Origin of the sequence: Pseudomonas sp. NPDC089752, assembly GCF_044748725.1 — a bacterium.
Lineage (GTDB): Bacteria > Pseudomonadota > Gammaproteobacteria > Pseudomonadales > Pseudomonadaceae > Aquipseudomonas.
Genome location: NZ_JBIVGP010000004.1, coordinates 1 through 22,108, shown reverse-complemented (window position 1 = coordinate 22,108; position 22,108 = coordinate 1). Strand labels below are relative to the sequence as shown.

Below are 22,108 nucleotides of genomic sequence, written 5' to 3'. Positions count from 1 at the left end.
GAGCGATAGAAAACAAGCCTTTTTACTGGCAGTATTTTGTTTAAATATACAACGAGTGGTCGGGTGAGCCGCCTCCTCGATGCGCTTGGTCCCATACACTGGAGCCTAGGCCGCAATCGTTTGGAGGGGGAAATGCCCGGAAAACCGCCCTTACCGTTAGCCTGGAGTCCTGTACATGCACCCGCGCATCCTTGAGGTCACCCAACGGCTGGTTGAACGCAGCCGTGCCACCCGTGAACGCTACCTGCAGCTGATTCGCGGCGCGGCCAGTGACGGACCCATGCGGGCCAGCCTGCAGTGCGCCAACTTCGCCCACGGCGTGGCCGGGTGTGGCGCCGACGACAAGCAGAACCTGCGGTTGATGAACGCCGCCAACGTAGCCATCGTCTCGGCTTACAACGACATGCTCTCGGCGCACCAGCCGTACGTACACTTCCCCGAACAGATCAAGCAGGCCCTGCGCGAGGTCGGCTCGGTCGGCCAGTTCGCTGGTGGCGTGCCAGCCATGTGCGATGGCGTGACCCAAGGCGAGCCGGGCATGGAGCTGGCCATCGCCAGCCGCGAAGTGATCGCCATGTCCACGGCGGTGGCGCTGTCGCACAACATGTTCGACGCCGCGCTGATGCTCGGCATCTGCGACAAGATCGTTCCTGGTTTGATGATGGGCGCGCTGCGCTTCGGTCACCTGCCGACCATTTTCGTGCCAGGCGGCCCGATGGTCTCTGGCATCTCCAACAAGCAGAAGGCCGACGTGCGCCAACGCTACGCCGAAGGCAAGGCCAGCCGCGAAGAGCTGCTGGACTCGGAGATGAAGTCCTACCACAGCCCCGGCACCTGCACCTTCTATGGCACTGCCAACACCAACCAGCTGGTGATGGAAGTGATGGGCCTGCACCTGCCCGGTGCTTCGTTCGTCAACCCCTACACGCCGCTGCGCGATGCGCTCACCGCCGAGGCCGCGCAGCAAGTGACGCGCATGACCAAGGCCAGTGGCAGCTTCATGCCGCTGGGCGAGATCGTCGATGAAAAGGCCTTGGTCAACTCGATCGTCGCCCTGCATGCCACCGGGGGCTCGACCAACCACACCTTGCACATCCCGGCCATCGCCCAGGCCGCCGGTATCCAGCTGACCTGGCAGGACATGGCCGACCTGTCCGAGGTGGTGCCGACCCTGTCCCACGTCTACCCCAACGGCAAAGCCGACATCAACCACTTCCAGGCCGCCGGTGGCATGGCGTTCCTGATCCGCGAGCTGCTTGACGCCGGCCTGCTGCACGAAGACGTCAACACCGTGGCCGGCCACGGCCTGCGCCGCTACACCCAGGAACCCTTCCTCGACAATGGCAAGCTGGTGTGGCGCGATGGCCCGCAGCACAGCCTGGACGAAGATATCCTGCGCCCAGTGGCGCGCCCCTTCTCGGCCGAAGGCGGCCTGCGGGTGATGGAAGGCAACCTCGGCCGCGGCGTTATGAAGGTGTCCGCAGTCGCCCCCGAGCATCAGGTGGTGGAAGCGCCGGCACGGGTTTTCCAGGACCAGCACTCGCTGGCCGAAGCCTTCAAGGCCGGCGAGCTGGAGTGCGACTTCGTCGCTGTGGTGCGCTTCCAGGGCCCGCGTTGCAATGGCATGCCCGAGCTGCACAAGCTGACGCCGTTCCTCGGGGTGCTGCAGGACCGTGGCTACAAGGTCGCACTGGTCACCGACGGGCGTATGTCCGGTGCTTCGGGCAAGATCCCTGCCGCCATTCACGTCTGCCCCGAAGCTTTCGACGGTGGCCCGCTGGCGCGGGTGCGCGATGGTGATATCGTGCGCGTCGATGGTGTCGAAGGCACGCTGCGGGTGATGGTGTCGGCCGAGGAGCTGGCCAGCCGTGACCTGCCACCCGCCCCCCAGGGCAACGACCTGGGCTGCGGGCGCGAGCTGTTCGGCTTCATGCGCATGGCGTTCAGCCCGGCCGAACAGGGCGCGAGCGCCTTCACTTCGGCTCTGGAGAACCTCAAATGAAGGACCTGCTGGTTGGCGACATCGGTGGCACCAATGCCCGTTTTGCGTTGTGGCGTGACAACCAGCTGTACCAGGTGAAAGTGTTCGCCACTGCCGATTACACCAGCCCTGAACAGGCCATCGAGGCCTACCTGCACGATCAGGGCATCGCGCGTGGCGGTTTGTCGGCGGTGTGCCTGGCCGTCGCCGGGCCGGTCGACGGCGATGAGTTTCGCTTCACCAACAACCATTGGCGGCTCAGCCGCAGCGCGTTCTGCAAGACCTTGCAGGTCGAGCGGCTGCTGCTGATCAACGACTTCTCGGCCATGGCCCTGGGCATGACCCGCCTGCAACAAGGCGAGTACCGCGAAGTCTGCGCCGGCCAGGCCGACCCGCTGCGCCCGGCGCTGGTGATCGGGCCAGGCACCGGCCTCGGCGTCGGCAGCCTGCTGCGCCTTGGCGAGCGCCATTGGCAAGCATTGCCGGGCGAGGGTGGCCACGTCGACCTGCCGGTGGGCAATGCCCGCGAGGCGGCGATCCATCAGCAGATTCACAGCCAGATCGGCCATGTCAGTGCCGAGACCGTGCTCAGCGGCGGCGGCCTTGTGCGCCTGTACCAGGCCATCTGCGCGCTGGACGGTGATACACCGCGACACAAAACGCCAGCGCAGATCACCGATGCCGCCCTGGGCGGCGAACCACGGGCGTTGGCGGTGGTCGAGCAGTTCTGCCGCTTCCTTGGGCGCGTGGCTGGTAACAATGTGCTGACCCTGGGCGCGCGCGGTGGGGTTTATATTGTCGGCGGTGTGATCCCACGGTTCGCCGAACTTTTCCTCGCCAGCGGATTTGCTGCGAGCTTTGCCGACAAAGGCTGCATGAGCGGATATTTCGCCGGTGTGCCGGTATGGCTGGTGACAGCGGAATTCTCTGGACTGCTGGGCGCGGGGGTGGCATTACAGCAGACGCTGGATCATTGATGTGTGACTGGGGCCGCATGTGCGGCCTCCACAGCAGGCACCGAAGACCTGCGACCAAAAACAAGAGGGCGGGACACCTTGAGCACTGCCGGAAAATCGATCCTGATGGTCGACGACGATCAGGAAATCCGCGAACTGCTGCAGACCTACCTGAGCCGCGCCGGCTTCCAGGTGCATGCCGCCGCCGACGGCCAGGGCTTTCGCCATGCCCTGGAAAACACCGCCTGCGACCTGGTCATTCTCGATGTGATGCTGCCCGACGAGGATGGCTTCAGCCTGTGCCGCTGGGTGCGTCAGCACCCGCGCCAGTCGCGGGTGCCGATCATCATGCTGACCGCCAGCTCCGACGAGGCCGATCGGGTCATCGGCCTGGAGCTGGGCGCAGACGACTACCTGGGCAAGCCATTCAGCCCGCGTGAGCTGCAGGCGCGGATCAAGGCCCTGCTGCGCCGCGCCGAGTTCGGCCAGGCCGCACCGGCCAGCTCGGTACTGGCCTTCGACGACTGGCGCCTGGACACGGTGAGCCACAGGCTGTTCCACCGTGACGGCGAAGAAGTGATCCTGTCCGGTGCCGATTTCGCCTTGCTCAAGCTGTTTCTCGATAACCCTCAACAGATCCTCGACCGCGACACCATCGGCAACGCCACCCGTGGCCGTGAGCCGATGCCGCTGGACCGTATCGTCGACATGGCGGTCAGCCGCCTGCGCCAGCGCCTGCGCGATACCGACAAGCCGCCACGGCTGATCCGCACCGTGCGCGGCAGTGGTTACCTGCTGGCTGCGAATGTCTGCTGCGCTTCCTGAGCGGCGCTGGCGCCTGCTGCCACGTTCGCTGCTGGGGCGCATGCTGCTGCTGACCCTGTTGGTGGTGCTGCTGGCCCAGGGGCTGTCGAGCATCATCTGGGTCGCCCAGCTGCGCGCCAGCCAGCTCCAGGGCCTGCGCGCCAGTGCCGGCAGCCTGGCGCATTCGATGAGTGCCAGTGTCAGTTACTTTCGCTCATTGCCGGTTGCCTACCGGCCGATGGTGCTCGACCAGCTACGCAGCATGGGCGGCACGCGTTTCTTCGTTTCCCTCAACGACAAGCCGCTGGACATGCCGGTGTTACCCATCACGCCCCGCAAGCAGGCGGTCATAGACGTGTTCCAGCAGGTGCTGCACGAGCGCCTCGGCGCGCAGATGGAAATATCCGTGGAGTTCGTCGGACCTGATGACCTGCGCATCTTCAACAGCGGATTGAAACTCGATGAGCTGCCGCGCTCCTGGGCCCATTACTCGCTGACCCTGGAACCCCTCAATCCGCCCGTGCTGGTCACGCAGATTCGCCTGGGCGAGGGCGAATGGCTGTACATCGCCTCGCTGCTGCCAGAGCCCTACACCAGCCTCGAAGCCGAGCGCCTGCCGCGCCAGCAGATCGGTTTCATCTTCCTGACCACCGCCTTGCTGCTGCTGTTCATCGGCCTGCTGGTGCACTGGCAGAGCCGGCCGCTCAAGCGCCTGGCGCGGGCTGCGCGCGAACTGTCGTTGGGCGCCGATGTAGCGCCGGTGGCCGAGGGCGGCGGCAGCGAAGTGGTCGAGGTCGGGCGCGCATTCAACAGCATGCGCGAGCGCATCAGCCGATACCTCACCGAGCGCAGCCAGCTCTTCAGTGCCATTTCCCACGACCTGCGCACGCCGATCACGCGCTTGCGACTGCGTGTGGAACTGCTGGAAGACGAGCGCATGCAGGCCAAGTTCAGCCAGGACCTGGATGAGCTGGAGCTATTGGTCAAAGGCGCCTTGCAGTGTGTGAAGGACACCGACATTCACGAGAACATCGAGCCGGTCGACCTCAACCAGGTGCTGGACATCCTCGCCGAACCTTACGTGCGCGACGGCCGTATTACTGTCGAAGGCCAGGTCCTGGCGCCGTATCCGGGCAAGCCGCTGGCGTTGCGGCGCTGCATCGGCAACCTGATCGACAATGCCATCAAGTATGGCGAGCGGGCGCGTTTGCGGGTCATCGATAATCCCGAAGCGTTCGTTCTGCAGGTCGATGACCAGGGGCCGGGGGTGCCGCAGCAGCAACAGGAGCAGGTGTTCGAACCCCATTTCAGGTTAGCCGGGCAGCAGCAGGGGTACGGGTTGGGGCTTGGGATTGCGCGAAACATCGCCCACAGTCACGGTGGCGAGGTGAGCTTGCTGAACTTGCGTGAGGGTGGATTGCGGGTAACGCTCTATCTGCCGCGAGGCATGGATTGACAGTGTGTCAGTGCAGGCCCTTTCGCGGGGCAAGCCCGCTCCCACAGGATCGCCATTGAACCTGAAGTGTGTGGGGAATTTGTGGGAGCGGGCCTGCCCCGCGAAAGGGCCTGACTTGTCACTGACCAGTGACATACCCGCGGGCCTTCGTGACATCCCAGCCAGGACGGCTGGCTAGAATCTGCAAACCTCTGGCATGGAAGTAGCGGGTGCATGAACTACATCGACTCCCCGGAACATATCGCCTGGCTCAGCGCCGAAGGCAGACGACTGCTGTCATTCGCCAAGGCCGCGCAAGTCCCTGACGGCTTCGCCGGCCTGGATGTCCAGGGCGCGTTGCCGCCGTCGCCCGTCGCCGACACCCTGATCACCGCGCGCATGACCCATAGCTTCGCCCTGGCGCATATTCAGGGTGAAGCCGGTTGCCTGACGCTTGTCGAGCATGGCGTGCAGGCGCTGCGCGGGCCTTTGCACGACGCCATTCACGGTGGCTGGATCAGCATTGATGGCAAGGCAGCCTACCTGCACGCCTTCATCGCGCTGGCCGCCAGCTCCGCGGTGGTGGCGGGGGCATCGGGTGCGCAAGGGTTGCTGGTGGACGCGATCCGGGTGATCGAGGAACGTTTCTGGAGTGAGGAGGAGGGCGCGCTGCGCGAATCCTTCTCCAGCGACTGGTTGCGACCTGAAGCGTACCGTGGCGCCAACAGCAACATGCACGCCACCGAGGCGTTCCTCGCCCTGGCGGATGTCACCGGCGATATGTGCTGGCTGGAGCGCGCCCTGCGCATCGTCGAGCGCATCATCCATGACCACGCCGCTGCCAATGACTACCGGGTCGTCGAGCATTTCGATGTGCACTGGCGACCCTTGCTCGATTACAACCGGGATAACCCCGCCGATCACTTCCGGCCCTATGGCGCCACACCCGGGCATGCATTCGAATGGGCGCGGCTGGTATTGCACCTGGAGGCGGCGCGGCGCCTGGCCGGGCTGGATACTCCGGAGTGGCTGCTGGGCTGCGCCCGTGGTCTGTTTGCCAGCGCCTGTCAGCAGGCTTGGCACGTCGACGGCGGCGAGGGCATCGTCTACACCCTGGATTGGGACAACCACCCGAAGGTGCGCGAGCGCCTGCACTGGGTGCACGCCGAAGCCTGCGCCAGCGCAGCTGCCCTGTTGCGGCGTACCGGCGAGCCAGAGTATGCGCGCTGGTACCGCTGCTTCTGGGATTTCATCGACACCCACTTCATCGACCGCGCAGCCGGCAGTTGGCACCACGAACTCGACCCTGCCAACCGACCTGCCGCGACGATCTGGGCTGGCAAGCCCGACCTTTATCACGCTTACCAGGCCGTTTTGCTGCCCACGCTGCCCTTGGCGCCAAGCCTGGCCACCGCGCTCGCGCGCAATGTAACCAAACGATGACATTCACGCATCGCTTCGTTACCTGGCGCAGCGATCACTCTGATTAGACTCCATGCAATGCAAGCGACCGACTTGCCCGGCATAACAACAAGAAAGGTATTCCGATGAATTCGACTCTCCGCCTCGCTGCCGCGATATCTCTCGCTTCCCTGTTCCCGCTCAGTGCCTTCGCCGCCGACTCCAAAGGCAGCGTCGAGGTGGTGCACTGGTGGACGTCCGGTGGCGAAAAAGCGGCTGTCGACGTGCTCAAGGCCCAGGTCGAGAAAGACGGCTTCACCTGGAAGGACGGCGCCGTTGCCGGTGGCGGTGGCGCCACTGCCATGACGGTGCTCAAGAGCCGCGCTGTGGCCGGTAACCCACCAGGCGTCGCTCAGATCAAAGGGCCGGACATCCAGGATTGGGCGTCTACAGGCTTGCTCGATACCGAGGTGCTCAAGGACGTTGCCAAAGAAGAGAAGTGGGACACGCTGCTCGACAAGAAAGTCGCCGACACCGTGAAGTACGAAGGCGACTACGTGGCCGTGCCGGTCAACATCCACCGTATCAACTGGCTGTGGATCAACCCCGAAGTCTTCAAGAAGGCCGGCATCGACAAGGCACCGACCACCCTCGACGAATTCTACGCCGCTGCCGACAAACTCAAGGCCGCAGGTTTCATACCGCTCGCCCATGGCGGCCAGCCGTGGCAGGACAGCACTGTATTCGAAAGCGTGGTGCTGTCGGTGATGGGCGCGGATGGGTACAAGAAAGCGCTGGTCGACCTCGATGAGGCGGCCCTGACCGGGCCGCAGATGGTCAAGTCGCTGACCGAGCTGAAGAAGGTCGCCACCTACATGGACCCGGATGGCAAGGGCCAGGACTGGAACCTCGAAGCGGCCAAGGTCATCAACGGCAAGGCCGGCATGCAGATCATGGGCGACTGGGCCAAGAGCGAATGGACCCTGGCCAAGAAGACCGCTGGCAAGGATTACCAGTGTGTCGCGTTCCCCGGTACCGAAAAGGCCTTCCTGTACAACATCGACTCGCTGGTGGTGTTCAAGCAGAACGACAAGGGCACTGCCGCTGGCCAGCAGGACATCGCCAGAAAGGTGCTCGGCCAGGACTTCCAGAAAGTCTTCAGCACCAACAAGGGTTCGATCCCGGTGCGCAACGACATGCTCGCCGACATGAACAGCCATGGCTTCGACGCCTGCGCCCAGGCTTCCGCCAAGGACTTCATGGCCGACGCCAAGACCGGTGGCCTGCAGCCGAGCATGGCGCACAACATGGCCACTACGCTGGCCGTGCAGGGGGCATTCTTCGATGTGGTGACCAACTACATCAACGACCCCAAGGCCGATCCTGCCGATGCGGCGAAGAAGCTGGCGGCGGCGATCAAGTCGGCCAAGTAGGCCTCTTCGCGGGGCAAGCCCGCTCCCACAGGTTCGGCGTCTAGCCCGAAACCTGTGGTGAGTAGGGAATTCTGTGGGAGCGGGCTTGACCCGCGAAGCGGTGCGCAGCACCGCCCATTCTCTGGATTACGCCATGACCACAACCACCGCCCAACTGCGGGCCTCACCCCTGGACGCTCTGCAGCGCTGGCTACCCAAGCTGGTCCTGGCGCCGAGCATGTTCATCGTCCTGGTGGGCTTCTACGGCTACATCCTGTGGACCTTCGTCCTCTCCTTCACCACCTCGACCTTCCTGCCGACCTACAAGTGGGCCGGCCTGGCGCAGTACGCCCGGCTGTTCGACAACGACCGCTGGTGGGTCGCCAGCAAGAACCTGCTGGTATTCGGCGGCCTGTTCATCGCCATCAGCCTGGTCATCGGCGTGTTCCTGGCGGTATTGCTCGATCAACGCATCCGCCGCGAAGGCTTCATTCGCACGATTTACCTTTACCCGATGGCATTGTCGATGATCGTCACCGGCACCGCCTGGAAGTGGCTGCTCAACCCCGGCATGGGCCTGGACAAGCTGCTGCGTGACTGGGGCTGGGAAGGCTTTCGCCTGGACTGGCTGATCGACCCTGATCGGGTGGTGTATTGCCTGGTGATCGCCGCCGTGTGGCAGGCCTCGGGCTTCATCATGGCGATGTTCCTCGCCGGCCTGCGCGGCGTCGATCAGTCGATCATCCGCGCTGCGCAAATGGATGGCGCCAGCCTGCCGCGCATCTACTGGACCGTGGTGCTGCCGAGCCTGCGCCCGGTGTTCTTCAGCTCGCTGATGATTCTCTCGCACATCGCCATCAAAAGCTTCGACCTGGTGGCGGCGATGACCGCCGGTGGCCCAGGGTATTCGTCGGACTTGCCGGCGATGTTCATGTACTCATTCACCTTCAGCCGCGGCCAGATGGGCATGGGCTCGGCCAGCGCCATCCTCATGCTCGGGGCGATTCTGGCGATCCTCGTGCCTTACCTGTATTCGGAATTGAGGAGCAAACGCCATGCATAGCCCTGCCGACAAACCGGCGTTGAGCCTCAGCCGCATCGCCATCCATGCCGTGTTGCTGCTGGCCGTGCTGCTGTACCTGGTGCCGCTGGTGGTGATGCTGCTGACCAGCTTCAAAACCCCCGAGGACATCAGCACCGGCAACCTGCTCAGCTGGCCGACCGTGGTCAGCGGCATCGGCTGGGTAAAAGCCTGGGGCACGGTGAGCGGCTACTTCTGGAACTCGATCATGATCACCGTGCCAGCGGTGCTGATCTCCACCGCCATTGGCGCGCTGAACGGCTATGTATTGTCGATGTGGCGGTTCCGAGGTTCGCAGCTGTTTTTTGGGCTGCTGCTGTTCGGCTGCTTCCTGCCGTTCCAGACCGTCCTGCTGCCGGCCTCGTTCACCCTCGGCAAACTGGGCCTGGCCAGCACCACCACCGGCCTGGTGCTGGTGCATGTGGTCTACGGCCTGGCCTTCACCACGCTTTTCTTCCGCAACTTCTACGTGAGCATCCCCGATGCGCTGGTCAAGGCCGCACGCCTGGACGGTGCCGGGTTCTTCACCATCTTCCGCCGCATCATCCTGCCGATGTCGACGCCGATCATCATGGTCTGCCTGATCTGGCAGTTCACCCAGATCTGGAACGACTTCCTGTTTGGCGTGGTGTTCTCCAGCGGCGATTCGCAACCGATCACCGTGGCCCTGAACAACCTGGTCAACACCAGCACCGGGGCCAAGGAATACAACGTCGACATGGCGGCGGCGATGATCGCCGGCCTGCCAACCCTGCTGGTCTATGTGGTGGCAGGCAAGTATTTCGTCCGCGGCCTCAGTGCCGGCGCCGTCAAGGGGTAAGTCATGGCAACGCTTGAAATTCGCAATGTGAACAAGACCTATGGCAGCGGCCTGCCGGACACCCTCAAGGACATCCAGTTGTCGATCAGGGACGGCGAGTTCCTGATCCTGGTCGGCCCTTCGGGCTGTGGCAAATCGACCTTGATGAACTGTATCGCTGGCCTTGAGAACATCACCGGCGGCGCGATCCTGATCGATGACCAGGACGTCAGCGGCATGAGCCCCAAGGACCGTGACATCGCCATGGTGTTCCAGTCCTACGCGCTGTACCCGACCATGACGGTGCGCGAGAACATCGAGTTTGGCCTGAAAATCCGCAAGATGCCGCAGGCGGCCATCGAGGAGGAAGTCGCAAGGGTGGCCAAACTGCTGCAGATCGAGCACCTGCTGGCGCGCAAGCCGGCGCAGTTGTCCGGTGGCCAGCAGCAGCGCGTGGCCATGGGCCGGGCGTTGGCGCGGCGGCCGAAGATCTACCTGTTCGACGAGCCGCTGTCCAACCTCGACGCCAAGCTGCGGGTCGAGATGCGCACCGAAATGAAACTGATGCACCAGCGCCTGAAGACCACCACGGTGTACGTCACCCACGACCAGATCGAAGCCATGACCCTGGGCGACAAGGTTGCGGTGATGAAGGACGGCATCATTCAGCAGTTCGGCACCCCGCAGCAGATCTACAACGACCCGGCCAACCAGTTCGTCGCCAGCTTCATCGGCTCGCCGCCAATGAACTTCATTCCCGTGCGCCTGGCCAAGCAGGACGGTTGCCTGCTGGCCCTGCTCGACAGCGGCCAGGCGCGTTGCGAGCTGCCGTTGGGGGTGGCCGGCGACGAACTGGACGGGCGCGAGATCATCCTCGGCATCCGCCCCGAGCAAATCACCCTGGGCACGGGGGAGGGCAATGGCCTGCCGGGCATTCGCGCCGAGGTACAGGTGACCGAGCCGACCGGGCCGGACCTTCTGGTATTCGTCACCCTCAACCAGACCAAGGTGTGCTGCCGCCTGGCGCCAGACGTGGCGTGTCGGGTCGGCGACAGCCTGAACCTGCAATTCGACCCGGCGCGGGTGCTGCTGTTCGACGCCGCCAGCGGCGAGCGCCTGGACCTCAACACTGCCAACGCTTCAGTGAAGGACAACGTCACCCGCCTCAAGGGCCGTTGAATCGTCTACACCATCAATAAGAAAAAAGAGGACGCAAAGGGATGGAACAGCGCAATCGCATCAAGACCTTGGGCTCACTGGCCTTGCTTGCCGTGGTCGGCAGCAGCGGGGCTCAGGCCGCCGAGGCCTTCTCCAGCGAGTCGAAATGGATGACCGGCGACTGGGGCGGCGCCCGCACCGAGCTGCTGGAAAAAGGCTATGACTTCACCCTCGACTATGTGGGCGAGGTGGCCGGCAACCTCAATGGCGGCTACAACGACGACAAGACCGCGCGCTACAGCGACCAGTTCGCCCTGGGCGCGCACCTGGACCTGCAGAAGATCTTCGGCTGGCACGATGCCGAGTTCAAATTGGCGATCACCGAGCGCAGCGGCCGCAACCTGTCCAACGACCGCATCAGCGACCCGCGTGCCGGCCAGTTCAGTTCGGTGCAGGAAGTGTGGGGGCGCGGCCAGACCTGGCGGCTGACCCAGATGTGGATCAAGCAGAAGTACTTCGACGGTGCCCTGGATGTGAAATTCGGCCGCTTCGGCGAGGGCGAGGACTTCAACAGCTTCCCCTGCGATTTCCAGAACCTGGCCTTCTGCGGCTCGCAGGTGGGCAACTGGGTCGGCGGCATCTGGTACAACTGGCCCGTCAGCCAATGGGCACTGCGGGTCAAGTACAACATCACGCCGGAATTCTTCGTCCAGGTCGGCGCTTTCGAGCAGAACCCGTCGAACCTGGAAACCGGCAACGGCTTCAAGCTCAGCGGCAGCGGCACCAAAGGCGCGATCCTGCCGGTGGAGGCGGTGTGGTCGCCGCAGGTCAATGGCCTGCCGGGCGAGTACCGCCTGGGTTATTACTACAGCACTGCCGACGCTGAAGACGTCTACGAAGACATCAATGGCAACCCGCAAGGGATCAGCGGCGCCGGCTTCAAATCACACTCCAGCAAGCACGGCTGGTGGGTGGTCGCGCAGCAGCAGGTGACGGCTCATGGTGGCGATGCCAGCCGCGGCCTCAGCCTGTTCGCCAACTTCACCGTGCATGACAAGGCCACCAACGTGGTCGACAACTACCAGCAGGTCGGCCTGGTCTACAAGGGCGCATTCGATGCTCGGCCCAAGGACGACATCGGCTTCGGCGTGGCCCGCATCCACGTGAACGACGACGTGAAGAAGCGCGCCGAACAGCTCAATGCGCAGAGTGGCATCAACGATTACGACAACCCAGGCTTCGTGCCGCTGCAGCGCACCGAGTACAACGCCGAGCTGTACTACGGCTTCCACGTCACCAACTGGCTGACCGTTCGCCCTAACCTGCAATACATCAAGAGCCCCGGCGGGGTGGATGAGGTGGACAACGCGCTGGTCGCTGGCTTGAAGATTCAGTCGTCATTCTGAGGCCAATTGTTGTAAATTTACGCCAATCCACTATCGGCTCCCGGCACCCACTGGCTTGCAGTGGTTGTCGGGGATAGGTCGAGACAGCGCTATCTCAAACAACAAGAGCTCTGAACCATGCCTGAACATCCGCTCCATCGCTTCTTTTCCGCACAGAGGCCAAGGCCGACATTCGAGTGGGAGCGTTACCAGCAGCGCGATGTACTGATCATCGATCACCCCCAATGCCAGGCGGTGTTCAGCCGCCAGGGCGCGCAGTTGCTGCACTTCCAGCCGACCGGCGAGCGGCCCTGGCTGTGGTGTGCCGAGCAGTGGCCGCAGGTGGGGGCGATCCGGGGTGGCGTGCCGGTGTGCTGGCCGTGGTACGGCCGTCATCCCAGCGAAGACTTGTGGCCGGCGCACGGCTGGGCACGTTTGCTGGACTGGAAGCTTGTCGACAGCCGCGAGGACGAGGAGGGCGTGAGCCTGAAGTGGCGCCTGGACCTGTGCGACTGGCAGGTCGACTTGCACGCTCGGCTGGGCAGCCGCATGGAGCTGAGCCTGAGCACCGAGCATCAGGACAGCGAACCCTGCCAGTTGAGTCATGCGCTGCTGGCCTATTGGCGAATCAGTGACGTGTCCGAGATAGCGCTGTCTGGGCTTGAAGATATCGAGGGTTACGATCGCTTGAACCGGCAGGCCTGCCGCCAGGATGGTGCCTTGACAGTCAAGGGCGGCTGCCAGAAGGTCTACCCCGGCACGCCAAGGGTGCAGCTGCAGGATCCTGCTTGGCAGCGCGAGCTGTGCATCGACACCGGTGACAGCGACGACACCGTGGTCTGGCACCCCGGTAACCGGCCGCTGATGGGCGTGAGCGGGCGTGAAAGTCAGGGCTTCGTCTGCGTCGAGGCGGCCAGCGGCAGTGGCGAGGGCCTGAGCCTGGCGCCGGGGCAGCGCGCCCACTTGCGGCTGCAGGCGCATCGGCTCAGCTGAGTTCGTCGTCCTCGACCGGGTAGCGGCTGGCGTTCAGGCTCTCCTTGATCTTGCGCAGGTGCGGCTGGAAGTCCACGCCCCGGCGCAGGGTCATGCCGGTGGCCAAGACGTCGAGCACGGTCAGCTGGATGATCCGCGAAGTCATCGGCATGTAGATGTCGGTGTCTTCGGGCAGCGGAATGTGCAGGCTCAGGCTGCAGGCCTGGGCCAGCGGCGAACCGGCAGCGGTCAGGCCGAGCACCGAGGCGCCGTTCTCGCGGGCCAGACGCGCCACCTCGACCAGTTCGCGGGTGCGGCCGGTGTAGGAGATGATGACGAACAGGTCGCCGGTGTGCGCCACCGAGGCCAGCATGCGCTGCATCAGCACATCGGCATGGGCCGACACCGCCAGGTTGAAGCGGAAGAACTTGTGCTGCGCGTCCAGGGCCACCGGGGCCGAGGCGCCGAGGCCGAAGAAATGGATCTGCCGGGCCTGGATCATCATGTCCACGGCGCGGCTGACCTGTTGCGGGTCGAGCTGCTGGCAGGCACTGTCGAGCGAGGCGATGGCACTGGCGAAGATTTTCTGGGTGTAGGCCGCCGGGTCGTCGTCGGCTTCCACCGCGCGGCTGACGTAGGCGGCGCCGCTGGCCAGGCTCTGCGCCAGTTGCAGCTTGAGCTCAGGGTAGCCGCTGACGCCGAACGAGCGGCAGAAGCGGTTGACGGTCGGCTCGCTGACCTTGGCCGCCTGGGCCAGCGCGGCAATGCTGAAGCGGGTGGCTTGTTGCGGGTTGAGCAGGATGACTTCGGCGACTTTGCGTTCGGCCTTGTTCAGCTCGTCGAGGCGTCCCTGGATCTGTTCCAGGAGGTTTCGCACGCGGTCCATGGGTGTTTCCTTGGGTCGGGAAGACAGCCGGCTGCCGCAGCAGCAGGCTTTTTGCACGGTCGTCTATCGTACTGGCGGTACGGGTGGCGCACCACTTGTCTGTAACACATGTGTGTAATGTTGTGGTTTTTACTACATTATTCCTTGAAAACCGTAAGTGAAAGCGGTATTCCTAGACCAACTTTAGGAAAGAACCAACATCATGGCAGCGATCAGTGTCGAACCCTGCACCTTTGCCCTGTTTGGCGCCCTCGGCGACCTGGCGTTGCGCAAGCTGTTTCCTGCGCTTTACCAGCTCGACCGCGCCAATTTGTTGCACGCGGACACCCGGCTGTTGGCGCTGGCTCGCGAGCCGGGCAGCGCCCAGGAGCATTTGCAGAGTATCGAGGCCCATCTGCGCAAGCACGTGGCTGAAGACGACATCGAGCCTGCGGCGCTGGGGCGATTTCTTGGACGCCTGAGTTATCAGCATCTGGATTTCCTGCAACCGGAGGGCTACCGGGCGTTGGCCGAGCAGGCGCCTGCGGAACTGCCGTTGATTGCCTATTTCGCCACAGCGGCGGCCGTGTACGGCGCGATCTGCGAGAACCTCGACCAGGCTGGCCTGGCCTCACGCACTCGGGTCGTGCTGGAAAAACCCATCGGCCACGACCTGGAGTCGTCGCGCCGGGTCAACGATGCCGTGGCGCGCTTCTTCCCGGAAAGCCGGGTTTATCGCATCGACCATTACCTGGGTAAGGAGACGGTGCAGAACCTGATCGCACTGCGCTTCGCCAACAGCCTGTTCGAAACCCAGTGGAACCAGAACTCGATCTCCCACGTGGAGATCACCGTCGCCGAGAAGGTCGGCATCGAAGGCCGCTGGGGCTATTTCGACAAGGCCGGCCAGCTGCGCGACATGATCCAGAACCACCTGCTGCAGCTGCTGTGCCTGATCGCCATGGACCCGCCAAGCGAGCTGTCTGCCGACAGTATTCGGGACGAGAAGGTCAAGGTGCTCAAGGCGCTTGCGCCGATCACCGGCGAGGGGCTGAGCACCCGCGTAGTGCGCGGCCAGTACATCGCCGGCTACAGCGATGGCAAGCCGGTGCCGGGCTACCTGGAAGAAGACAACGCCAACGCCCAGAGCGACACTGAAACCTTCGTCGCTCTGCGCGCCGACATCCGCAACTGGCGCTGGTCGGGCGTGCCGTTCTACCTGCGCACCGGCAAGCGCATGCCGCAGAAACTGTCGCAGATCGTCATCCACTTCAAGGAAACACCGCACTACATCTTCGCCCCGGAGCAGCGCCTGCAGGTCGGCAACAAGCTGATCATTCGCCTGCAACCGAGCGAGGGTATTTCGTTGCGGGTGATGACCAAGGAGCAGGGCCTGGATAAAGGCATGCAACTGCGCAGCGGCCCGTTGCAGCTGAATTTTTCCGACACCTGGCGCACCGCGCGCATTCCGGATGCCTACGAACGCTTGCTGCTGGAAGTGATGCGCGGCAACCAGAACCTGTTCGTGCGCAAGGACGAAATCGAATATGCCTGGAAGTGGTGCGACCAGCTGATCGCCGGCTGGCAGAGCGCGGGTGATGCACCCAAGCCTTATGCGGCCGGGTCCTGGGGGCCAATGAGCTCGATTGCATTGATTACACGTGATGGGAGGGCGTGGTATGGGGATATCTGAACTTCAATTGCCGCAGAGCGTTACAGCGCATTCATTGGTGGATGCCAAGGCGCTTTCGGTAAAGCTGGCCGCTGATGTGGCCGAGCGCTTGCGTGCAGCCATTGCCGCGAAAGGCCAGGCCTGCCTGGTGCTGTCCGGTGGCCGCAGCCCGGTGCCGTTCCTCGAAAAACTGGCAACTGAGGTGCTGGACTGGTCGAAGGTGACCGTCAGCCTGGCCGACGAGCGCTGGGTGCCGGTGGAACACGCCGACAGTAACGCCGGCCTGCTGGCCCGCCACCTGTTCCAGGGGGCAGCAGCCAAGGCGCGCTTTGTCAGCCTGTATCAGCAGGCGGAAAACCTCGACGCTGCCGCAGCGAAAGCGGACCAGGCCTTGGCCGAGCTGCCGGCCATCGATGTGCTGGTGCTGGGCATGGGCGACGATGGCCATACCGCGTCGCTGTTCCCCAACAGCCCGAACCTGGCCGAAGGCCTCGACCTGAACAGCAAACGCCGCTGCCTGCCGATGCTGGCGCCGAGCGTGCCGCACCAGCGCCTGTCGCTGTCCCGCTCGCTGCTGGCCAGCGCCGCCTTCATCGCACTGTCGGTACAGGGCCCAGGCAAACTCGCTACTCTGCGCGCTGCTTTGGCGGGCAACGACCTTAACGAAATGCCGATTCGCGCCTTTCTTCACGACCCCTTGAGCATCTACTGGTGCCCATGAGCAAAGGATCCACTGTCATGACCACCCTTGAACGCCCACAGCCTCTGCTGTCGATGGCCGAGAAAGCCGACCGCATCGATGCCATCTGCGGTGCGGCGCGCATCCTGCCGGTGATCACCATCGCCCGTGAGGAAGACATCCTGCCCCTGGCCGACGCCCTGGCCGCTGGCGGCATCCGCACCCTGGAAGTGACCTTGCGCTCGCAGCATGGCCTCAAGGCCATCCAGGTGCTGCGTGAGCAGCGCCCGGAGCTGTGCGTGGGTGCCGGTACCGTGCTCGATCGTGGCATGTATGCAGCGGTCGAAGCCGCAGGCGCGCAGTTCGTGGTAACCCCGGGCATCACCCAGGACATTCTCGAAGCGGGTGTGGACAGCGATATCCCGCTGCTGCCGGGGATCAGCACGCCGTCGGAAATCATGATGGGTTATGCGCTGGGTTATCGGCGGTTCAAGCTGTTTCCGGCAGAAATCAGCGGCGGCGTTGCGGCGATAAAGGCCTTTGGCGGCCCGTTTGGCGATATCCGCTTCTGCCCGACTGGCGGGGTCAACCCGGCCAACGTGCGCAACTACATGGCCTTGCCCAATGTGATGTGTGTAGGTGGGACCTGGATGCTCGACAGCAGCTGGATCAGGAACGGCGACTGGGCGCGGATCGAGGCGTGTAGCGCCGAGGCGATGGCGCTGCTGGACTGAAACTGAATTTGTTGTGTGCTTTACGGCTTATGGGGCGCTTGGTCGGCGCCCATTTTTTTTGCCTGTAATTTTTGTGTTGCCAGTGCCGGCCTCTTCGCGGGGCAAGCCCGCTCCCACAGTGAGCTTACTGCAATCCACCCCTGTGGGAGCGGGCTTGCCCCGCGAAGAGGCCCGCACAGGCAATAAAAAAGCCCGCATCATGGATGCGGGCTTCTGACCATCATTTCAAAGCTTACGCCGCCTTGGCTTCCTGCTGGCTCAGCGAGCGATTCAGCGCACTGAACAGTGCCTTGAAGCTGGCCGTTGTGATGTTCTCATCGATACCCACACCATGCACTGGACGACCACCGGCCACGCGCAGTTCGATATAGGCCGCCGCCTTGGCGTTGGTGCCGGCACCGATGGCGTGCTCGTTGTAGTCCATGATCTCCACGGCGATCGGCAAACCGGCCACCAAGGCTTCCAGCGCGCCGTTGCCTTTGCCGCGCCAGTGCAGGGTGGTTTCGCCTTCGCCAGCGACTTCCACTTCCACCGCGCTGTGGCCGTTTTCTTCCTGCAGGCGGTGGCTGACCAGCGCGTACGGGCTGTTGGCCTGGAGGTATTCCTTGTGCAGCAGGCTGTAGATCTGCTGGGCGGTCATTTCCAGGCCGAGGCGATCGGTTTCGCCCTGCACTACCTGGCTGAATTCGATCTGCATGCGGCGCGGCAGGCTGATGCCGTATTCCTGTTCGAGCAGGTAAGTGATGCCGCCTTTGCCCGACTGGCTGTTGACGCGGATCACCGCCTCGTAGCTGCGGCCGATGTCGGCCGGGTCGATCGGCAGGTACGGCACTTCCCACAGTTCGCCGTCCTGCTGCTTGGCGAAGCCCTTGCGGATGGCGTCCTGGTGCGAGCCGGAGAATGCAGTGTGAACCAGGTCACCGACATACGGGTGACGCGGGTGCACGGGCAGCTGGTTGCACTCTTCGACGACCTTGCGCACACCGTCGATGTCGGAGAAGTCCAGCCCTGGGTCGATGCCCTGGGTGTAGAGGTTCAGCGCCAGGGTCACCAGGTCGACGTTGCCGGTACGTTCGCCGTTGCCGAACAGGCAGCCTTCGGCGCGGTCGGCGCCGGCCATCAGGCCCAGCTCGGTGGCGGCGATGCCGGTGCCGCGGTCGTTGTGGCAGTGCAGGCTGATGATCACGCTGTCCCGGCGGCTGACGTTGCGGCAGAACCACTCGATTTGGTCGGCGTAGATGTTTGGCGTGGCGACTTCCACGGTGGCCGGCAGGTTGAGGATGACCTTGTGCTCAGGTGTCGGGTTCCACACCTCGATCACCGCGTCGCAGACTTCCTTGGCGAACTCCAGTTCGGTGGCGCTGAAGGTTTCTGGCGAGTACTGGAAGGTCCACTGGGTTTCCGGCTGCTGTGCGGCATATTTGACGAACAGCTTGGCCGCGTTCACCGCGATGTCCTTCACGCCTTGCTTGTCCTGATTGAAGACGATGCGGCGGAACGACGGGCAGGTGGCGTTGTACAGGTGGACGATGGCCTTCTTGGCCCCGCGCAGCGATTCGAAGGTGCGCGCGATCAGGTCTTCACGGGCCTGGGTGAGCACCTGGATGGTGGTGTCGTCCGGGATGTGGCCGTCTTCGATCAGGCTGCGCACGAAGTCGAAATCGGTCTGCGAGGCGGACGGGAACGAGGCTTCGATTTCCTTCACGCCAACCTGCACCAGGGTCTTCCAGAAGCGCAGCTTCTTCTCCGAGTCCATCGGCTCGATCAGCGACTGGTTGCCATCACGCAGGTCCGAGCTGCACCAGATCGGCGCTTCGGTGATGGTCTTCGACGGCCAGGTACGGTCAGGCAGGTCGATGGTCGGGAAAGCGCGGTACTTCTTCGATGGGTCTTTGAGCATGGTCATGGAAGCAATCCTTTTGTGTGCGGCCGAGATCGGGCCTGCCGAGCTGTAACAAGATGAAAGGGCGAGGCGACGCGATTCAACCTGGTAGTCGGGCGCTGACCAGGCAGAGGCTGCGATGTTGTCGGAGCAGGATGAGGGTGCTGAAGGTTTTCATGCCTTCAACCCTAACCAGAGAGGTGAGGGATGGCAAGCGTTCGAAAGAAATTGAGATAAATGCTTAAAAAAATCCAGATTGCGAGATTTTGTAGCGCTTAATCTTTTAAGGCTTAGAGGTTTTTGCGCTGACTTTTTTGATGGCGCAAGACAAGGGAAGTGATGATGAATGTGCCGGCCTCTTCGCGGGCAAGCCCGCTCCCACAAGCTCGGCAGCGCTGCAGATCCCTGTGGGAGCGGGCTTGCCCGCGAAGAGGCCGCACCAATTCTAAGGCTGGAACGCGCCGATAAAGATTGCTGGATCCACCCGCGCGTCATTGAGGCTGACGTTCCAGTGCATGTGCGGCCCCGTCGCGCGCCCGGTCGATCCCACTCGCCCGACCACATCGCCACGACGCAGCTGTTGCCCCACATTCACGTCGATCTTCGACATGTGGCAGAACATGCTGATAAAGCCCTGGCCGTGGTCGACGAACACCGTGCGGCCATTGAAGAAGTAATCGCCGACCAGGATCACCTTGCCATTGGCCGGAGTCTTGATCGGGGTGCCGGCAGGCACCGCGAAGTCCAGACCTGCATGCGGGTTGCGTTCCTCGCCGTTGAAGAAACGGCGCACACCGAACTTGCTCGACAGCGGGCCGCTGACTGGCTTGTCGAGCACCAGGTTGCTCGGCAGGTTCGGGCTGAAGCTGCGGTAGGCCTTGATCTGCTCGGCCAGCTCACGGTCGATGCGCTTGAGGTCGGCCGGGTCGGGGTTGACCTGGCGCTTGTTCTTCAGGGTGATGTGCTGCTCGGGGTATTTCTTGCTGCCCACGCTGAACGGCAGGTTGCGACTGCCTTGGGTCAGTGTGGCAGTGCCGGGTTTCTGGGTCAGCGGGATGCCGACGATGGCCAACCAGTTGTCCTGCTCTTTCACTACCAGCACCGGCTTGCCATCGAAGCGTGCGCTCGGCGCCGTGGCCGCAGGGCCAAGGTCGACCACAGCGACGCCGCCGGGCACCGGTTTGTTCAGGGTGCGGGTGATGTAGCTGGCCTGGGCAGCGCCGGCCAGCAGCATCAGGGAAAGGGCAAGCAGGGGCGCGAACAGGCGGGGCATGTGTCAGTCCAGTAGGGAAAGGGTGACCGGGGTCAGGTGGTTGTCCTCGACCCGCACCTGCAGCTCGCCTTCGTTGAGGCGCGCGGTCAGGCGCTGGCCGTTGCGAGTCTGCTCGGCGCTGCGGATGGCCTGGCCATGCTCGTCGAGGAGGATGCTGTAGCCGCGCGCCAGGGTCGCCAGCGGGCTGACTACCTGCAAGGTCTGCAGCTGGGCCTGGAAGCGTTGGCGGCGGTCCTTGAGCACATCGCGCATGGCCTTTGGCAGGCGTTCGGCGAGGCTGTCCAGGCGATGGCCGAGCAGTTTCAGGGTGCGCCCCGGGTGCTGCGCGGCCAGGCGCGTGTCCAGGCGAGCCAGGCGTTCGCGGCGCTGGTTGAGATTGAGCATGAACGCTCGGCGCAGCCGCATGTCCAGGTCGTCCAGGCGCTGGGCCTGTTGGCGCAGCCGTTCGCCGGGGTGTCGCAGGCGCCGTGTCAGCGAATCCAGGCGCAAGCGGTCGTGGGCCAGGCGGTTTTGCATGCGCAACAGCAGGCGCCGCTGCAGGCCGTCGAGGCGCTGCTGCAGGCCGCTGTTGTCGGGGGCCAGCAGTTCGGCGGCGGCCGATGGCGTAGGGGCGCGCACGTCGGCGACGAAGTCGCTGATCGACACATCGGTCTCATGGCCCACGGCGCTGACGATGGGCGTGACGCAGGCCGCCACGGCGCGCGCCACGGCTTCTTCGTTGAAACACCACAAATCTTCCAGCGAGCCGCCGCCGCGGGCCAGGATCAGCGCATCGAAGCCGCGGCTGTCGGCCAGTTGCAGGGCGCGGACGATCTGCTTGATGGCCTCGCGGCCCTGCACGGCGGTGGGTATCAGGTTCAGCTCGACCTGCGGCGCGCGGCGGCGGAACACGCTGATGATGTCGCGGATCACCGCGCCGGTGGGCGAGGTGATGATGCCGATGCGTTGCGGGTGGGCCGGCAGCGGCCGCTTGCGCTCGGCACTGAACAGGCCCTCGGCGCCGAGCTTTTCCTTCAGCGCCTCGAAAGCCAGGCGAAGGGCGCCGTCACCGGCCGGTTCGACGGTGTCGAGGATCAGCTGATAGTCGCCGCGTCCTTCGAACAACGATACCTTGCCGCGCACCCGCACCGCCAGGCCGTCACGCAGGGCCTGGCGCACCCGCGTGGCGTTCTGCCGGAACAGCGCACAGCGTACCTGGGCGCCGCTGTCTTTGAGGGTGAAGTACATGTGGCCGGAGGCCGGGCGGGCGAGGTTGGAGATTTCGCCTTCCACCCAGACGCTGCGGAATACGTCTTCCAGCAGCACCCGTGCGCGGCCGTTGAGCTGGCTGACGGTGAGGACCTCGCGGTCCAGGCCGAGTCGTTCGAAGGGGTCTTTGATCATGGGGGCATGATAAGGGGGCAACGCGGGGTGTGCCAGGGTTGTGTATTAAAGGGATTGCAGCAGGGCTGCCAAGTGCATGCCATGACAACTTCAGTGCCTGTGAGATCAAGCGCCGCCCGCGCGGCGCTTCGCGGGGCAAGCCCGCTTGTGTCTTGAAGGGGGATTAGAATCTGGAGTGAGAGCGGTGAATGACAAGCTGAGTGCCGCAGGTGCCACGAGCACGAGTGGGAGCACAA

General features: G+C 63.9%; 18 protein-coding genes. 14 read left to right on the top strand and 4 right to left on the bottom strand.

Annotation, left to right across the window (positions count from 1 at the left end; all coding sequences use genetic code 11):
* Positions 1 to 175 precede the first annotated feature (175 nt).
* From edd to ACIPZF_RS07490, 11 genes are all read left to right on the top strand, one after another.
* Positions 176 to 2,002 (top strand): phosphogluconate dehydratase, encoded by a 1,827-nt coding sequence (gene edd, locus ACIPZF_RS07540; RefSeq protein ID WP_400797198.1) that lies wholly within the window; start codon positions 176 to 178, stop codon positions 2,000 to 2,002.
* The gene (locus ACIPZF_RS07535; protein ID WP_400797196.1) at positions 1,999 to 2,958 is read left to right on the top strand and encodes a glucokinase; all 960 of its coding nucleotides are present in this window, start codon (positions 1,999 to 2,001) and stop codon (positions 2,956 to 2,958) included. The genes edd and ACIPZF_RS07535 overlap by 4 nt, the downstream gene beginning before the upstream one ends.
* Before the next feature lie 78 nt (positions 2,959 to 3,036).
* Entirely contained in the window at positions 3,037 to 3,762 is a 726-nt protein-coding gene (gene gltR / locus ACIPZF_RS07530) for a two-component system response regulator GltR (protein WP_400797193.1), read from the top strand.
* Positions 3,743 to 5,197, top strand: a complete 1,455-nt coding sequence (locus ACIPZF_RS07525) for an ATP-binding protein (RefSeq protein ID WP_400797191.1) — start codon at positions 3,743 to 3,745, stop codon at positions 5,195 to 5,197. The genes gltR and ACIPZF_RS07525 overlap by 20 nt, the downstream gene beginning before the upstream one ends.
* 213 nt (positions 5,198 to 5,410) lie before the next feature.
* Positions 5,411 to 6,619 (top strand): AGE family epimerase/isomerase, encoded by a 1,209-nt coding sequence (locus ACIPZF_RS07520; RefSeq protein ID WP_400797188.1) that lies wholly within the window; start codon positions 5,411 to 5,413, stop codon positions 6,617 to 6,619.
* Positions 6,620 to 6,723: 104 nt separating this feature from the next.
* Complete coding sequence (locus ACIPZF_RS07515; RefSeq protein ID WP_400797186.1) at positions 6,724 to 8,010, top strand: ABC transporter substrate-binding protein; 1,287 nt, start codon at positions 6,724 to 6,726, stop codon at positions 8,008 to 8,010.
* A gap of 133 nt (positions 8,011 to 8,143) precedes the next feature.
* Positions 8,144 to 9,052, top strand: coding sequence for a carbohydrate ABC transporter permease (locus ACIPZF_RS07510; protein ID WP_400797183.1), 909 nt, complete (start codon positions 8,144 to 8,146; stop codon positions 9,050 to 9,052).
* Positions 9,045 to 9,890 carry a carbohydrate ABC transporter permease gene (locus tag ACIPZF_RS07505; RefSeq protein ID WP_400797181.1) on the top strand — a complete coding sequence of 282 codons (846 nt, stop codon included), beginning with the start codon at positions 9,045 to 9,047 and terminating at the stop codon, positions 9,888 to 9,890. The genes ACIPZF_RS07510 and ACIPZF_RS07505 overlap by 8 nt, the downstream gene beginning before the upstream one ends.
* 3 nt (positions 9,891 to 9,893) lie before the next feature.
* Positions 9,894 to 11,048, top strand: coding sequence for an ABC transporter ATP-binding protein (locus ACIPZF_RS07500; RefSeq protein ID WP_400797178.1), 1,155 nt, complete (start codon positions 9,894 to 9,896; stop codon positions 11,046 to 11,048).
* Between the two features lie 41 nt (positions 11,049 to 11,089).
* Positions 11,090 to 12,433 (top strand): carbohydrate porin, encoded by a 1,344-nt coding sequence (locus ACIPZF_RS07495; protein ID WP_400797175.1) that lies wholly within the window; start codon positions 11,090 to 11,092, stop codon positions 12,431 to 12,433.
* A 117-nt stretch (positions 12,434 to 12,550) separates the two neighbouring features.
* Positions 12,551 to 13,405 (top strand): D-hexose-6-phosphate mutarotase, encoded by an 855-nt coding sequence (locus ACIPZF_RS07490; RefSeq protein ID WP_400797172.1) that lies wholly within the window; start codon positions 12,551 to 12,553, stop codon positions 13,403 to 13,405.
* On the opposite strand, the gene hexR is transcribed toward ACIPZF_RS07490, so the two are convergent.
* Entirely contained in the window at positions 13,398 to 14,261 is an 864-nt protein-coding gene (gene hexR, locus ACIPZF_RS07485; RefSeq protein WP_400798063.1) for a DNA-binding transcriptional regulator HexR, read from the bottom strand. The genes ACIPZF_RS07490 and hexR overlap by 8 nt on opposite strands.
* A gap of 211 nt (positions 14,262 to 14,472) precedes the next feature.
* On the opposite strand from hexR, the gene zwf reads away from it, so the two are divergent.
* Genes zwf through ACIPZF_RS07470 form a run of 3 tightly spaced genes read left to right on the top strand, consistent with a single transcriptional unit; the run spans position 14,473 to position 17,334 of the window.
* Entirely contained in the window at positions 14,473 to 15,942 is a 1,470-nt protein-coding gene (zwf, locus tag ACIPZF_RS07480) for a glucose-6-phosphate dehydrogenase (protein ID WP_400797170.1), read from the top strand.
* Positions 15,929 to 16,642: a 6-phosphogluconolactonase gene (pgl, locus tag ACIPZF_RS07475; RefSeq protein WP_400797167.1), complete on the top strand. Its 714-nt coding sequence runs from the start codon at positions 15,929 to 15,931 to the stop codon at positions 16,640 to 16,642. Before zwf ends, pgl begins: the two co-directional genes overlap by 14 nt.
* 17 nt (positions 16,643 to 16,659) lie before the next feature.
* Positions 16,660 to 17,334, top strand: coding sequence for a bifunctional 4-hydroxy-2-oxoglutarate aldolase/2-dehydro-3-deoxy-phosphogluconate aldolase (locus ACIPZF_RS07470; protein WP_400797165.1), 675 nt, complete (start codon positions 16,660 to 16,662; stop codon positions 17,332 to 17,334).
* A gap of 232 nt (positions 17,335 to 17,566) precedes the next feature.
* Here the strand turns inward: ACIPZF_RS07470 and leuA are convergent, their stop codons facing one another.
* The 3 genes from leuA to xseA all read right to left on the bottom strand — a co-directional run bounded on the left by leuA (position 17,567) and on the right by xseA (position 21,872).
* Positions 17,567 to 19,240 (bottom strand): 2-isopropylmalate synthase, encoded by a 1,674-nt coding sequence (leuA, locus tag ACIPZF_RS07465; protein WP_400797162.1) that lies wholly within the window; start codon positions 19,238 to 19,240, stop codon positions 17,567 to 17,569.
* Positions 19,241 to 19,661: 421 nt separating this feature from the next.
* Positions 19,662 to 20,489: a peptidoglycan DD-metalloendopeptidase family protein gene (locus ACIPZF_RS07460; protein ID WP_400797159.1), complete on the bottom strand. Its 828-nt coding sequence runs from the start codon at positions 20,487 to 20,489 to the stop codon at positions 19,662 to 19,664.
* A 3-nt stretch (positions 20,490 to 20,492) separates the two neighbouring features.
* A complete protein-coding gene (gene xseA / locus ACIPZF_RS07455; protein ID WP_400797156.1) occupies positions 20,493 to 21,872 on the bottom strand; it encodes an exodeoxyribonuclease VII large subunit in 1,380 nt (459 codons plus the stop codon).
* Positions 21,873 to 22,108: the final 236 nt, after the last annotated feature.

Coding starts and splice junctions, on each gene's coding strand:
- edd (WP_400797198.1), top strand. CDS start 176: ATGCACCCGCGCATCCTTGAGGTCACCCAACGGCTGGTTGAACGCAGC.
- ACIPZF_RS07535 (WP_400797196.1), top strand. CDS start 1,999: ATGAAGGACCTGCTGGTTGGCGACATCGGTGGCACCAATGCCCGTTTT.
- ACIPZF_RS07525 (WP_400797191.1), top strand. CDS start 3,743: ATGTCTGCTGCGCTTCCTGAGCGGCGCTGGCGCCTGCTGCCACGTTCG.
- ACIPZF_RS07520 (WP_400797188.1), top strand. CDS start 5,411: ATGAACTACATCGACTCCCCGGAACATATCGCCTGGCTCAGCGCCGAA.
- ACIPZF_RS07515 (WP_400797186.1), top strand. CDS start 6,724: ATGAATTCGACTCTCCGCCTCGCTGCCGCGATATCTCTCGCTTCCCTG.
- ACIPZF_RS07510 (WP_400797183.1), top strand. CDS start 8,144: ATGACCACAACCACCGCCCAACTGCGGGCCTCACCCCTGGACGCTCTG.
- ACIPZF_RS07505 (WP_400797181.1), top strand. CDS start 9,045: ATGCATAGCCCTGCCGACAAACCGGCGTTGAGCCTCAGCCGCATCGCC.
- ACIPZF_RS07500 (WP_400797178.1), top strand. CDS start 9,894: ATGGCAACGCTTGAAATTCGCAATGTGAACAAGACCTATGGCAGCGGC.
- ACIPZF_RS07495 (WP_400797175.1), top strand. CDS start 11,090: ATGGAACAGCGCAATCGCATCAAGACCTTGGGCTCACTGGCCTTGCTT.
- ACIPZF_RS07490 (WP_400797172.1), top strand. CDS start 12,551: ATGCCTGAACATCCGCTCCATCGCTTCTTTTCCGCACAGAGGCCAAGG.
- zwf (WP_400797170.1), top strand. CDS start 14,473: ATGGCAGCGATCAGTGTCGAACCCTGCACCTTTGCCCTGTTTGGCGCC.
- pgl (WP_400797167.1), top strand. CDS start 15,929: ATGGGGATATCTGAACTTCAATTGCCGCAGAGCGTTACAGCGCATTCA.
- ACIPZF_RS07470 (WP_400797165.1), top strand. CDS start 16,660: ATGACCACCCTTGAACGCCCACAGCCTCTGCTGTCGATGGCCGAGAAA.
- leuA (WP_400797162.1), bottom strand. CDS start 19,240: ATGACCATGCTCAAAGACCCATCGAAGAAGTACCGCGCTTTCCCGACC.
- ACIPZF_RS07460 (WP_400797159.1), bottom strand. CDS start 20,489: ATGCCCCGCCTGTTCGCGCCCCTGCTTGCCCTTTCCCTGATGCTGCTG.
- xseA (WP_400797156.1), bottom strand. CDS start 21,872: ATGATCAAAGACCCCTTCGAACGACTCGGCCTGGACCGCGAGGTCCTC.